The sequence below is a fragment of the Marinimicrobium sp. ARAG 43.8 genome (genome assembly GCF_050113635.1).
GTDB lineage: Bacteria > Pseudomonadota > Gammaproteobacteria > Pseudomonadales > Cellvibrionaceae > Marinimicrobium.
The window spans coordinates 211,590-224,287 of the sequence record NZ_JBNJLT010000005.1 but is presented as its reverse complement, the minus strand read 5'-3'; the positions used below and the strand labels follow the sequence as shown (position 1 = coordinate 224,287).

Here is a 12,698-nt window from a genome sequence, read left to right as displayed (position 1 = left end):
GGACGCAATTTACTGCTCCGCCAGCCTCCCCCAAAGGTCATACTCATCCGCGTTTTCAATAATGACAGTGACCTTATCGCCGGGCTGCACATTGTGTTCACCATTGAGGTACACCACCCCGTCGATTTCCGGGGCATCGGCGTAACTGCGCCCTATGGCCCCTTCACTGTCTACCTCATCAATCAATACTTCCAGCGTTCGACCCATCTTCGCTTGCAGGCGACGAGCGGAAATACCCTGCTGCAACGCCATAAAACGCTCGAAACGCTCCTGCTTGACCGCCTCTGGCACCGGGTCCGGTAACTCGTTGGCCGCGGCACCTTCCACCGGGGAATACTGGAAGCAACCCACGCGATCCAGTTGCGCCTCTTCCAGGAAGTCGAGCAACTGCTGGAAGTCTTCTTCGGTTTCACCGGGGAAACCGACAATAAATGTCGAGCGAATCGTCAGGTCGGGAACCTGGGCGCGCCAGCTTTGAATTCGCTCCAGCGTCTTCTCCACCTGCCCCGGGCGACGCATCAACTTCAAAATGCGAGGGCTGGCATGCTGGAACGGAATGTCCAGATACGGAAGGATTTTCCCCTCAGCCATCAACGGGATGACCTGATCCACGTGAGGATAAGGATAAACGTAGTGCAGGCGCACCCACACGCCCAGCTCACCCAGCGCCTCACACAATTTGATCATATCGGTTTTCAGTGGGCGCCCATCCCAGAAGTCGGTGCGGTATTTCACGTCCACACCATAGGCTGAAGTGTCCTGAGAAATCACCAGGAGTTCCTTGACGCCCGCCTTGACCAGCCGTTCGGCTTCACTCATTACCTGCCCGATGGGTCGACTGGCCAGTTTACCTCGCATGTCAGGAATGATGCAGAAGCTGCACTTATGATTGCAGCCCTCGGAAATCTTCAAATAGGCGAAATGCCTGGGTGTCAGCTTAATGCCCTGAGGTGGCACCAGGTCGATGAATGGGTTGTGATTCGCCGCCGGCGGTAAATGCTGGTGCACCTGATCCAGCACCTTTTCATAGGCGTGAGCGCCGGAAATGCCCAGCACCCCGGGATGCACCTCCCGTATTTCATCTTCTTTCACGCCAAGGCAACCGGTGACAAGTACTTTGCCATTCTCCTTGAGCGCTTCGCCGATAGTGCTCAGAGACTCTTCTACCGCACTGTCGATAAAACCGCAGGTGTTGACGATGACCATATCGGCATCGTCATAGCTGGGCACAATGTGATATCCCTCGGTGCGCAGCTGGGTCAGGATACGTTCGGAGTCCACCAGGTTTTTGGGACAACCCAGACTGACAAAACCAACTGTGGGGGTATTCTTCATAAAGCGCCGCTCGCAGGTGTTCAGAGGGGAATAGCAAACCGGAGAAAGAGAGGGTCCGCGAAAACGGCGCTATTGTAGGCGTTTCGGCGCGATTTTGCAGCCGTCGATTGGGGCAAATCGCCGAAAACCGATGATTCAGGCACGGCCTGGGCCTGTCCTGTCAGAGCATCATCCCGTGATAGAATGCGCGCGTTTTCCAGCAAGCATCGAGTGCCCAGTCAATGAGGCCTAAACCGCACGTTCTCACTCTGCCCTACCGAACCGACAGCGTTGCCTGGTTTGCGTGCCTGGCCGGGCGACGCCAACCTGTGTGGCTCGATAGCGGTCGCCCTCACAGCACCTATGGGCGTTTCGACATTATGGCGGCGGAGCCGGAGACGATACTGAGCAGCCAGGATGGAAAAACCCGGCTGCTTGACGCCCAAGGCCAAAGCCACTCCCTGACTGGCCACCCCTTTGATCTCATTGAGCAGTGGCTGCCCCAGCCACTCGAACCCGTCCCTGACCTGCCCTTTGTGTCCGGCGCGATCGGCTATTTCAGCTACGATCTGGTACGGCAGCTGGAGTCGCTGCCCGCGCACGCCCGGCACGACATCGCTCTGCCCGATTTCTGGCTCGGTCTCTACCCCTGGGCAATCGTGCAGGATCACCACCGGAAACAGACCTTTCTGGTGGCACGCCCTGATATGGACCCGATGCCGCTGCACCGTGAACTGTCTCAGCAGGACCCGGATTTTGAGTTAAAGCAATTTCTTGAACCTAAAAAATCCTTTAAAATCAGAAAGTTTAAAGAAGAACTTACAGCAGATTCTTACCAAAAGAAGCTCTCGCAAATTCAGGCTTATATTCGCGCTGGCGACTGCTATCAAGTCAATCTTGCCCAACGCTTTCAGGCTGACTGCCAGGGCGACCCTTTGGCGGCTTATCTGGCGTTACGACAAGCACTGCCCTCGCCGTTCTCCGGTTATTTGCCACGGCCGGAAGGCGCCATTCTCAGTTTGTCCCCGGAGCGCTTTATTGCCCTCAGAAATGGTGTGGCTGAAACCAGGCCCATCAAGGGCACAGCCCCGCGCCACCCCGACCCGATCCGGGACCAGGCAGAAGCGGACGCGTTACGCCGAAGCGCCAAAAACCGTGCCGAAAACCTGATGATCGTCGATCTGCTTCGCAACGACCTCAGCAAGTGCTGTGACGAGGTTCGTGTCCCGGCGTTGTTTGAACTTCAAAGTTTTGCCAATGTGCACCATTTGGTCAGCACGGTTACCGGACACCTGAAATCCGGAGCGACGGCCGTGGATTTGCTCAGGGGCAGCTTTCCGGGCGGCTCGATTACCGGAGCGCCAAAGATTCGCGCCATGGAGATTATCGAAGAGCTTGAACCGGTGCGCCGCTCGGTGTATTGCGGGAGCCTGGGCTATTTGAGCGCCGACGGCCAGATGGATACCAGTATTGCGATTCGCACCCTCGTTTGCCATCAAAATCGCCTGTATTGCTGGGGCGGCGGCGGTATTGTGGCGGACTCGGAACCCGACGCGGAGTACCAGGAGAGTTTGAATAAAGTGAGAGTGTTGATGGAGACGCTTGAGAGGGAGTTTGGAGATCGGCCGCCTCTCTGAAAGCTTTCTCGAGGGCACTGATAACCTTGTTGCCACTGTAAGGCTCTTCAGTTTGGGCAGAGGCAAACGCGAAGCCGACGGAATGAGGCCCTTGGGAAACTCTAGGAGGCAGGAAGCCGACTTGAAGCCCCCATGGAGGGGTTCACGGCGGGTTTCCCAAGGGCCTCATTCCGTCGGCGCTACCTGTCTCTCTTATAAACTCAAATCGCGGTTACTGGCGGAAATGAAGGCTTTTTTGAGGTCTTCGTAGTTGTGTACCGCCGGGAATTGCGGGAATTCGTCAATGACGTTCTGCGGGGCGTGAAACAGGATGCCGGCGTCGGCCTCACTCAGCATGGTGGTGTCGTTGTAGGAGTCGCCTGCCGCAATGATCCGGTAGTAGAGGGTTTTCAATGCCAATACGGACTGGCGCTTGGGGTCTTTTTGACGCAAGGTGTAATCCACGACCTTGCCCTTTTCGTCCACTTTCAGCCGATGGCACAACAGGGTCGGAAAGCCCAGTTGACGCATCAGGGGCTGGGAAAACTCGTAAAACGTGTCGGACAGGATGATGACCTGGAAGCGTTCGCGCAGCCAGTCGACAAACTCCGGAGCGCCGTCCAGAGGCTTCAGGCGTGCAATCACGGCCTGGATTTCATTCAATCCCAGGCCGTTTTCCTCGAGAATACGCAGACGCTGTTGCATCAGCACGTCGTAGTCAGGAATATCCCGGGTAGTGGCTTTTAGCGCTTCAATACCGGTTTCCTTGGCAAATTCGATCCAGATTTCCGGTACCAATACCCCTTCCAGGTCAAGACAGGCGATTTCCACAGTTACCCCCAACAAGCGTCTGATTTAGGCTGGGGCTCGACGCCCCAAAACGCGCGCTAATTTACCGGCTTCCCCCAAGGAACGCAACTTGCCTGACGTCTGAACACCTGCTGACATTGTCAAGCAAATGGCCGAGCGATTCACGTGGAACATATTTCAAAATCGGCAATTTTTAACCAGCTGTTCTATGAAAACAGTCTATAAAATTTTGCTATTTTGACGAAAATATGACCAAAATAGCGCAATATATGGTGTTTTTTAATAAAGGCACCACTACATACTGTACATTTTGCGCTCACATAGTGCAAAAAGCACCCAATGTTCCACGGCTTAAAAATACCGCAAAAACCAGCCGGGACCGCCAGCTATAAGGTCATAATGACTGGCTATTAGGAACTTGTCCGGCGCTCTGGTATTCTTCCCGGCCCGTGATAGCAAATCGAACAATGGCCCTTTTTCATGAGCAGTGAATTACTCAATACCGTCGATATCGATGCTGAATTACAGCACGCCTCCCCTCAAAAGATTCTGCAGTTCGCTTTAGGCGAATTCGATAACATCGCCGTCTCCTTCAGTGGGGCTGAAGACGTCGTGCTGGTGCACATGGCTCACCAGATTCGACCCGATATTCAAGTATTTTGCCTGGATACAGGCCGGCTACACCCGGAGACGTATCGGTTTATTGAGCGGGTGCGCGAACACTACGGTATCGACATCGATGTGCTCTCCCCCGACGGCGAGGCCGTTCGTGAATTGGTGCGAAATAAAGGCTTGTTCAGTTTCTATGAGGACGGCCATCAGGAATGTTGTGGAGTGCGTAAAATCGGTCCGCTGCGCAACAAGTTATTGCAGGTGGACGCCTGGGTAACGGGGCAGCGCAAAGACCAGAGCCCTGGCACACGAATGGGCATACCGGTAATTCAGGACGACAAATTGTTTGCGCGTCCGGGCGACCGCCTGGTGAAATTCAACCCACTGGCCAACTGGAGTTCACAACAGGTCTGGGACTACATTCGCGCGATGGAAATCCCCTACAATGAACTGCATGATCGCGGCTTCGTCTCCATCGGCTGTGAGCCCTGCACTCGCCCTATTGGTCCGGGTCAACACGAACGGGAAGGCCGCTGGTGGTGGGAAGAAGCCACCAAGAAAGAATGCGGACTGCACGCAGACAACGTCAAGTAAACGACTCTAATCGAACCGGTAAGAAGGTGAACCATGAACATCACGCTGGTTAAAAAAATCCTGAAGGACGGATCGCCCTGCCCCAAGTGCGCCGATGTCCTGCAAAAGCTGGAAGCGTCCGGCCATATGGATCGCATTGACCGTATCATCGTGGCGGATGAGCGGGACCCCGACAGCCCGGGTATGACATTGGCGCATCAGCTTCAGGTGGACCGGGCCCCCTTTTTTGTGGTGGAACGAGAAGGCCAGGCACCGGAAATTTACACGGTCTACCTCAAGTTTGTGCGGGAAGTTCTGGAACAGGAAACGCGTGAATCCGACGAACTGAAGGAAATCATGAAGGACAACCCTGACTTGGATTTTCTCTAAGTCCTGACGCCTGACACACCGCTTTTCGGCTGGAGTCAGGCGATGCCCGGGCAAGCCACTCCGGTTCCCCCCAGGCCACAATATCCACCGGGATTTTTTGCCAGATACTGCTGGTGATAATGCTCGGCATAGTAAAACGGCCCGACGTCCTGAATTTCCGTCGTAATACTGCCCTGCCCCGCCCTGTTTAGCGCGGCCTGGTAACGATTCCGGCTCTCTTCTGCGGCGTTTTGCTGAGCCGAAGAACAGGTATAAATGCCGGAGCGATACTGCGTGCCTCGATCATTGCCCTGACGCATGCCCTGCGTGGGATCGTGATTTTCCCAGAAGGTTTTCAGAACGGTATCCAGAGAAATCACCGTTGGATCGAACACCACCAGCACGACCTCGTTGTGCCCGGTATACCCGGAGCACACTTCCTCATAAGTCGGGTTGGGTGTGAAACCTGCCGCATAACCCACCGCGGTGGTGTAGACACCGGGCAATTGCCAGAAGCACCGTTCTGCGCCCCAAAAACAACCCATCCCCACAACGAGTTGCTCCATTCCTGCCGGAAACGGTGGTTGCAACGGAGTGCCCTTCACAAAATGCTTGCCCTGATTTCCCTCAAGCGCCATAGGCTCATCGCGGCCCGGCAGCGCCTGCTCACGAGTTGGCATCTCCAGCTTTCGGGTTCTGGAAAACATGGCTTTGCCTCCTACAGAATAACTTCAAGCTACCTTACAAAAAAGCACCTTACAAAATACGACTGACGGCTTAAAGAAATCAGCGAGTCAGTCACTGAAGGGTCGGAGGTCTACCGTACAGAGACTCTTGGAGGCATGGATGCCGACATGAAGCCTACAAGGATGTATTCACGGCGGGTCTCTGTGCGGTAGACCTCCGCCCCCGGAACCTCCCCGTCAAACCCACTCGTTGTTTTCAACACTAAAACCAGCGCTGATTATTAGACCGCTGCCACCAGCGCAACAGCAAACGGTCCATCGACTCCTCGGCCGCAAAGCCCAGCTTCTTCGGCAGTGACTTTTTCTGCACGTAGTTTACCTCGAAGATATCCGCTTTCTCAGAGAGTGACAGCAGATACTCGTCACTGGTTTTTAACTCATCAATCAGATTGACATCCTGAGCGCGACGGCCAAACCAGATCTCACCGGTCGCTACAGCCGCAACGTCCACCTGAGGACGGTGCTCCGCCACAAACTCCTTGAACAGAACGTGCGTGTCTTCCAGGTCTTCCACAAACTTGTCACGGCCCTTCTTGGTATTTTCACCAAACATGGTCACCGTGCGCTTGTACTCACCAGCGGTAAACACTTCGAAATCGACGTTGTTCTTTTTCAACAGCTTGTGAAAGTTGGGAAGCTGAGCCACTACACCGATAGAGCCGAGCACCGCGAAGGGGGCCGCCAGAATACGGTCTGCCACGCAGGCCATCATGTAGCCGCCGCTGGCCGCCACCTTGTCCACGCAGACCGTCAAAGGAATATGACGTTGTCGAATGCGCGCAAGTTGACTCGAGGCCAGCCCGTAACTGTGTACCAGGCCGCCACCGCTCTCCAGTTTAACCACCACTTCGTCCGAGGTGCTCGCCAGGCTCAGCACAGTGCTGATTTCTTCCCGCAATCGATCAGTGGCGGAGGCCTTGATGTCGCCGTTAAAGTCCAGCACGAAAACACGCTTGCCCGGTGTGGGCTCGCCCTGGCCTTTGGCCGCTTTTTTTTCTGCCCGTTCAGCCTTGAGGCGTTTTTTTTCCGCTTTTAATTCAGACTTGCGATCCGCTTCGTCGAGCACAGCCTGTTTCAGCGTGTCCGCCATCTGCTTGAAGCGGTCATTGAGTTTGTGGACTTCTATATGACCTTTATCGCCCTTTTTCCGGGTTTTTTGGCCCGCCGCAGCGATTAACCCCAGGACAATCCCAATCGCCACGACAACGGTGACCGCCTTGGCCAGAAACAAACCGTATTCAATAAGAAATTCCAAATCAGGACTCCGTCAATAGTTGTAGGTTTCCGTGTATAGTCATTGTGGTTATTCCCACACGTTCAACGCCTTGCGGGCGGGGTCGTTTAATGGACGAGCCAATAAGCCCGTCGCGGATAACCGCACTTCAAACAGGGCGTTGTCCGCCATGGGCACAAAGGTCGCACTCCCATATCGCGCATCCACCAGCGGGAACCACTCCGGATGACGATTGACCCAGGACCATAAATCCGGCCCCCAGCGATCCGAGGCGAGACCATAGACCGTTCGCTCAGCCGAACGCTCTTCTGTCAGGCTGTAATAGCGACCGCTCAAGCGATCAAGCCGGTAGCCGGGATGGACACCCAGCCCAGCGACCATGCCTTTCCACTTAATCAGCCGCGCGTCCAGTTGCCATTGATCTCCCTGCAACTCGAAAGTTTCTTCTTCACCGTTACTGTGCACCAGCGTTGCTTCATAGCGCTGTTCGGCCAACCGCTTGAAGCTCAACGTGGCCACCGCCTGCTCCTGAGTCAACTGACGATAGCTGAACAGATCCATTGAGGCCAGTGCCAGCATGAGCGCCACCACCAGTAGCCCAAGCCCAAGCAAGCCACGCACAAAGCCCAGCAACCAGTGGCGTCGGGCCAGCAGGCGAAGTGCCATATACGCAAAGGCGAGCCCGAGAAATACAATCAGAACTGACAATACCGTGTAGAACATCAGGGGTCTCCCGCCCGCTGGCTCAAGGGTTGAGGCCTATTGTGCTGGCGACGAACGAAATCCGCAATCAATTGCCCGGCCAGAGTTTGGGGCGGCGGTATATCCGGCAAGGATTGATAGTGGTACCAGTGAGCTTCCACGATTTCATCCCCATCCACCCGGATATCGCCCGACCGGTATTCGGCATGAAAACCCAGCATCAACTGTCCCGGAAAAGGCCAGGGTTGACTGTCGAAATAACGCGGCGGATGAACGCCCAGACCGACTTCCTCTTTGACTTCCCGGTGCACCGTGTCTTCTACCCGCTCGCCGATCTCCACAAACCCGGCAAGTGCGGTGAAAGTGGCGCTCGTAGAGCGGGCGTGGCGCGCGAGCAGACAGTGGTCTCCGCGTGTGACCAACGTGATCATGCAAGGGGTGACGCGCGGGTAAAACCGCAGGCCGCACTCCGGGCACTGATGAGCAGGCTCACCGGCGGGCATTGGCTCAGTCGACGCTCCGCAACGGCCGCAGAAGCGATGTTCCCGACGCCACCGGTACCATTGCAAACCACTTCCCGCGAGCATAAACAAGGCATCCGGCACCCGGCCCAACAAGGCGCGCAGGCCTAGCCAGCGGCCTTCCCGAAGCCCGGGAAGCTGCTCCAGCGGCCGGGAGGTTTCCGGAAGCAGTGAAACGAGCCTTAAAGGCCTTCCCCCCCAGTCGCCCAACACATCCTCAGGGGCGTGGGCAGGCCACTCAGCCCGCTGAGCCGGATCCAATAACACCAGTTGTTCGTCAGAGGTACAGAGCAATTGCCCATCCGCCACCAACAGATAACGGGGGGAAGCCGGGGCGAGGGGTGGTTGCTCGGAGGACGTCATGCAGCTGGGTAACCCACTGCGGCCAGGCTCTCTTCGGCCACCTGGAGCACACTGTCATCCGCGCTCCGCTGCTGTTTTACGCTGTCGATATAATACTCAAGGCTAATGATGGCGTCGGCGAACGTTTCAAGCATAGGGCCGACCGCAGCAGGCTTCTCGTTTTTCAGCAATGTTTGCTCGACAAACTGGCGACTGGCCAACAACACCGCCGCCGCCCGATGACGATTCAGCAGCACCATACCGCCACGAAGCGTACTCAGCGTGGTACCGACGTTTTTGATATGTCCGACGTCATAGCTGGATTCTGTATACGACGTCAGGGCACGTTTGATCATTGCCAGCCCGGCCTCGGCTTCCTCAAGGACCAAAGCCTCGGCTTCCACCAACTGGCTGCTCGAAATAACCTCTTCCCGAGAGCGTGCATTGATTGTTTCCAGACGAGAATCCGACAGGTTGCCCTGCCCTAAGCCGGTCACCGAACTTTCGATATACAACAACGTATCGGCGACTCGTAACAGCTCTTCCGCACTCACATCCTCAGACGCCTCCTGCCAGCGCTCGATACAGCGTATTTCCTCCCGCAAACTCTCGGCGGGCGTGACCAGTCCAACCACCTTCAGTATCTCCGCCACCTTTACCAGAGTCTCCACCAGCTCCGGGCTTTCCCTCAGCATTTCAACGCCGCCCTGCGCAGCGCGTTCCAGGATATTCTTAGTGCTGCGCAACTCATCCTTGAGCACACTGCCCATCGAATGAATGGTGGCGGCACTGGGGCCGGTCATAAACTGCAGTTCCCGCGTCAGTTCCCGGTCGGTATAGGGCAGATAGTCCAGCTGGTACGCCTGGAAAATGGGGTCAATGCGCTCTCCCGAAGCCCTGGACAGCGCGATCAGATAAAGCATTTCCTTCAGCAACTCGGGGGAAGGCGCCTTCTCCAGGCCCTCAGCACCCAACTTTTGAACATCGCGAATTTCCCGGTCCAGCGCGCTGAACAGGCGCTTGCGGCTGACGCCGATCGTCATTTCGCTCTGGCGCATCGCTTCCAGTGTAGCGGCCGCTATCCACCAAAGACCGGCACGGGGACGCCCACCACTGATGGACTCCAATCGCTCCATGGCACGGGCCATCATACCCAGTGACCCGGGCAACTGCCGATTTTGCAAGACGTTGACGAGCCCCACCTGATACATGTGCCGCAAACGTCTCACCAGCGCCGAAAAGTCCTCTCCCATCACGGTGCTTTGTTGACGTTTAGGGGGGATGACTTCGGGCACATCGATGACAAAGTAATAACTCTCGGGTAGCGGTGGTGCCCGCCGCAGCTGCCGCAGCTCGTTGATATGGGGGATCAGCAGCACCGCCATGCTGCGCGACGTTTGCAGGCAGTGTTCGATGTACCGGGGCAATATAAAGAAGGCCGAGGTGAGCACATTCAACTTGCGGTCGGTCTGCGCTTCTTCTCCCAACGGGATGTCGGTAATCTGCGATACCAGCTCGCGGGCCAGTAAATCGACCCCTTTCAGTTGCAATAAATCCAGGGTGCCACTGATCTGCTTGATGCCGTCAATACAGCTTTGCAAGCGGTCGGCGTCATTGCGATCCGCTGCAAACTCTTCCAGCCGAACCGCCGCCTGCTCAATGGTGGCTACCAGTTGATCCTGAACCAGTTTCAGGGAGTTGAGATTTACCTTCTCGGTGCTGCTCACGGGCGCTACCTTTTTTGTACTCTTTGATTAAATCCGTGAATAATCACGAGTTTGCGAACAGTGTCAGTCCTGCCAGACAATCTGACCGGCGGTTTTCTCAATGGCGTCCAGGCGTGCCCGGTGAGCGGCAAGCTCATCGTCACTGGCCGCGATAACAGGTAGCGGCGCCCGACCTCTTGCCAGCGGGCGTTTCTCTACACCAGAGGTGCCACCCCCTTCTGAACTCGACCCCTGCCCGCCCAGAGAGAGCGCCGTTTGCCCACCCGTCATCAGCAGGTAGACATCGGCAAGGATCTCGGCGTCGAGCAAGGCGCCGTGCAGTTCCCGCTGGGTGTTGTCTACGCCGTAGCGCTTGCACAGCGCATCCAGGTTATTTTTTTGCCCTGGGTGCTTGCCCCGGGCCAACACCAGACTATCCACGACACCACACCGCTTGGTGACCGAGCCGTAGCCAGCATCCCACGCGCGCAGTTCGTGATCGATAAACCCAATGTCAAACGGTGCATTGTGAATAACCAGCTCCGCGCCTTCGATAAAGTCGAGAAATTCACGCGCTATCTGAGCAAAGAGAGGCTTGTCGGCCAACATCTCATTCGTGATGCCGTGCACTTCAATGGCGCCGGCATCCACTTCGCGGTCCGGATTAATGTATTGATGGTAATGGCGACCGGTCAGTTTACGGTTGACGAGTTCGACACACCCAATTTCAATAATTTTGTGCCCCTGAGAAGCCTCAAGGCCGGTGGTTTCAGTATCCAGTACAATTTGTCTCACCCGTGACTCCCCAACTCATCAATCCCGCGATTGGCCAATTGATCGGCCATTTCATTTTCCCGATGGCCACTGTGGCCTTTTACCCAATGCCAGTCAACGCGGTGGGTTTTCACAGCTTCGTCCAGTGCCTGCCAAAGGTCCACGTTTTTGACCGGTTTTTTGGTCGATGTTTTCCAACCGTTACGCTTCCAGCCCGACAGCCACTCATTAATGCCTTTGCGCACATACTGGGAATCCGTCGTGAGCACGACCTCACAGGGCTCTTTCAGTGCGGCCAGCGCTTCAATGGCGGCCCGCAGCTCCATCCGGTTATTGGTGGTGTGGGCTTCGCCCCCGTACAGACTTCTTTCACGACCGTTGAATCGTAACACAGCCCCCCATCCGCCTGGCCCCGGATTTCCACGACAGGCGCCGTCGGTAAATACTTCAACTTTTTTCAAGGTTTCACCATTAACTATTTGATCTTGCAGCTTTTTGTGTTTTATTGAGGGGCTGAACACCGCCTAATCCACGAAAGCCCTTGTCGGCGTTTTCCCAGGGCGGTTTGAGCGGTACCGCTCCCCCAACCTCCTTGCAGGCCACGACCACGTAGAAGGCGCCACCCGGCAGCCGGAACCGTTTTCCCCAGGTTTCCAGCCATTGGGTGCGACGCATCAAGCCCGGAGAATTGACCGGTGGTCGAAAAAAACCCTGCTCAACGCTGTCGGGTACCAGATCCAACAGAGGCAGCCAGTCCAGTAACCGGCCCAATCGCAATGCGCGATGGTGCCACACGGCATGGGTACTGAACAGGCGTGCGACGCCACGGACGCCTCCCAGCCCACTCCACGGGTTGAAGCCGAGTATAATAAGGTGTCCCCGAGGAATCAGCACTCTTTGGACCTCGCGCAACAGCTGGTGAGGGTTTTCACAGTAGTCTAGAGCATGATGCAATACCACCATATCAATGGATTCACCAGGTAGTGGTAGTTGCCGGTGATCGGCCATCAGCCCGGAGAGGACCGATTCTTTGCCTGTGCCTGTGCCTGTGACTGCGCCTGTACTGGTAACTGAGCCGATGCAGGCCCCCACCGTCACCCGGTGAGCGATGCGGCTGCCGGCGCTGACATCCAGCTCGGGGGTGACACTCATCTGCAGCAAATGATAGCCAAAGCGATCCTGAAGCCTCTGGTCCAACGCCTCCCGTTCCTGGGCGAGCAAGGTTTCACCGAGCGGCGTGTGAAACCACGCGGACAAATCCGTCTGCGAGCGGGACAGCTCGGGCAGTCCGAAATGTCTCTGCCACCAGCGATAGGCTCGATTGAAGGGGCTTGATGGCCGCATAGTTCGGTTCGATACGTTTAGTTCGGTTCGATACG

Annotated in this window: 13 protein-coding genes; 3 read left to right on the top strand and 10 right to left on the bottom strand. The window is 56.2% G+C overall.

The genetic code is table 11. The features are described 5' to 3' along the window. Window positions 1–9 precede the first annotated feature (9 nt). Complete coding sequence (rimO, locus tag ACQCLF_RS11730; RefSeq protein WP_426987468.1) at window positions 10–1,335, bottom strand: 30S ribosomal protein S12 methylthiotransferase RimO; 1,326 nt, start codon at window positions 1,333–1,335, stop codon at window positions 10–12. A gap of 221 nt (window positions 1,336–1,556) precedes the next feature. Between rimO and pabB the strand changes: the two genes are divergently transcribed. Further along, window positions 1,557–2,951: an aminodeoxychorismate synthase component I gene (pabB, locus tag ACQCLF_RS11725; protein ID WP_426987466.1), complete on the top strand. Its 1,395-nt coding sequence runs from the start codon at window positions 1,557–1,559 to the stop codon at window positions 2,949–2,951. Window positions 2,952–3,143: 192 nt separating this feature from the next. Here pabB and thrH read toward each other — a convergent pair whose 3' ends face one another. After that, window positions 3,144–3,761: a bifunctional phosphoserine phosphatase/homoserine phosphotransferase ThrH gene (thrH, locus tag ACQCLF_RS11720; RefSeq protein WP_426987464.1), complete on the bottom strand. Its 618-nt coding sequence runs from the start codon at window positions 3,759–3,761 to the stop codon at window positions 3,144–3,146. A gap of 459 nt (window positions 3,762–4,220) precedes the next feature. On the opposite strand from thrH, the gene ACQCLF_RS11715 reads away from it, so the two are divergent. Both ACQCLF_RS11715 and ACQCLF_RS11710 read left to right on the top strand, forming a co-directional pair. Then, a complete protein-coding gene (locus tag ACQCLF_RS11715; protein WP_426987462.1) occupies window positions 4,221–4,946 on the top strand; it encodes a phosphoadenylyl-sulfate reductase in 726 nt (241 codons plus the stop codon). A gap of 33 nt (window positions 4,947–4,979) precedes the next feature. Then, complete coding sequence (locus ACQCLF_RS11710) at window positions 4,980–5,315, top strand: hypothetical protein (protein ID WP_426987460.1); 336 nt, start codon at window positions 4,980–4,982, stop codon at window positions 5,313–5,315. A 35-nt stretch (window positions 5,316–5,350) separates the two neighbouring features. Here the strand turns inward: ACQCLF_RS11710 and msrA are convergent, their stop codons facing one another. The 8 genes from msrA to ACQCLF_RS11670 form a co-directional block, all read right to left on the bottom strand. Continuing rightward, a complete protein-coding gene (gene msrA, locus ACQCLF_RS11705) occupies window positions 5,351–6,001 on the bottom strand; it encodes a peptide-methionine (S)-S-oxide reductase MsrA (RefSeq protein ID WP_426987458.1) in 651 nt (216 codons plus the stop codon). Window positions 6,002–6,242: 241 nt separating this feature from the next. Continuing rightward, on the bottom strand, window positions 6,243–7,295 hold the full coding sequence (gene sohB / locus ACQCLF_RS11700) for a protease SohB (protein ID WP_426987456.1): 1,053 nt from the start codon (window positions 7,293–7,295) through the stop codon (window positions 6,243–6,245). Window positions 7,296–7,343: 48 nt separating this feature from the next. Continuing rightward, a complete protein-coding gene (locus ACQCLF_RS11695; RefSeq protein ID WP_426987454.1) occupies window positions 7,344–7,997 on the bottom strand; it encodes a cation/multidrug efflux pump in 654 nt (217 codons plus the stop codon). Beyond that, on the bottom strand, window positions 7,997–8,860 hold the full coding sequence (gene nudC, locus ACQCLF_RS11690) for an NAD(+) diphosphatase (RefSeq protein WP_426987452.1): 864 nt from the start codon (window positions 8,858–8,860) through the stop codon (window positions 7,997–7,999). The genes ACQCLF_RS11695 and nudC overlap by 1 nt, the downstream gene beginning before the upstream one ends. Next, window positions 8,857–10,566: a pilus assembly protein gene (locus ACQCLF_RS11685; protein ID WP_426987450.1), complete on the bottom strand. Its 1,710-nt coding sequence runs from the start codon at window positions 10,564–10,566 to the stop codon at window positions 8,857–8,859. Before ACQCLF_RS11685 ends, nudC begins: the two co-directional genes overlap by 4 nt. A 63-nt stretch (window positions 10,567–10,629) precedes the next feature. Then, window positions 10,630–11,340 carry a DNA polymerase III subunit epsilon gene (gene dnaQ / locus ACQCLF_RS11680; RefSeq protein ID WP_426987448.1) on the bottom strand — a complete coding sequence of 237 codons (711 nt, stop codon included), beginning with the start codon at window positions 11,338–11,340 and terminating at the stop codon, window positions 10,630–10,632. Beyond that, a complete protein-coding gene (gene rnhA / locus ACQCLF_RS11675) occupies window positions 11,337–11,780 on the bottom strand; it encodes a ribonuclease HI (RefSeq protein ID WP_426987446.1) in 444 nt (147 codons plus the stop codon). Before rnhA ends, dnaQ begins: the two co-directional genes overlap by 4 nt. A gap of 10 nt (window positions 11,781–11,790) precedes the next feature. Continuing rightward, window positions 11,791–12,663, bottom strand: coding sequence for a class I SAM-dependent methyltransferase (locus tag ACQCLF_RS11670; RefSeq protein ID WP_426987444.1), 873 nt, complete (start codon window positions 12,661–12,663; stop codon window positions 11,791–11,793). Between the last annotated feature and the right edge of the window lie 35 nt (window positions 12,664–12,698).

Bases quoted from the DNA above. Each gene is read 5' to 3' on its own strand.
- pabB (WP_426987466.1), top strand. From the start codon at position 1,557: ATGAGGCCTAAACCGCACGTTCTCACTCTGCCCTACCGAACCGACAGC.
- ACQCLF_RS11695 (WP_426987454.1), bottom strand. From the start codon at position 7,997: ATGTTCTACACGGTATTGTCAGTTCTGATTGTATTTCTCGGGCTCGCC.
- ACQCLF_RS11670 (WP_426987444.1), bottom strand. From the start codon at position 12,663: ATGCGGCCATCAAGCCCCTTCAATCGAGCCTATCGCTGGTGGCAGAGA.
- rimO (WP_426987468.1), bottom strand. From the start codon at position 1,335: ATGAAGAATACCCCCACAGTTGGTTTTGTCAGTCTGGGTTGTCCCAAA.
- ACQCLF_RS11710 (WP_426987460.1), top strand. From the start codon at position 4,980: ATGAACATCACGCTGGTTAAAAAAATCCTGAAGGACGGATCGCCCTGC.
- msrA (WP_426987458.1), bottom strand. From the start codon at position 6,001: ATGTTTTCCAGAACCCGAAAGCTGGAGATGCCAACTCGTGAGCAGGCG.
- nudC (WP_426987452.1), bottom strand. From the start codon at position 8,860: ATGACGTCCTCCGAGCAACCACCCCTCGCCCCGGCTTCCCCCCGTTAT.
- ACQCLF_RS11715 (WP_426987462.1), top strand. From the start codon at position 4,221: ATGAGCAGTGAATTACTCAATACCGTCGATATCGATGCTGAATTACAG.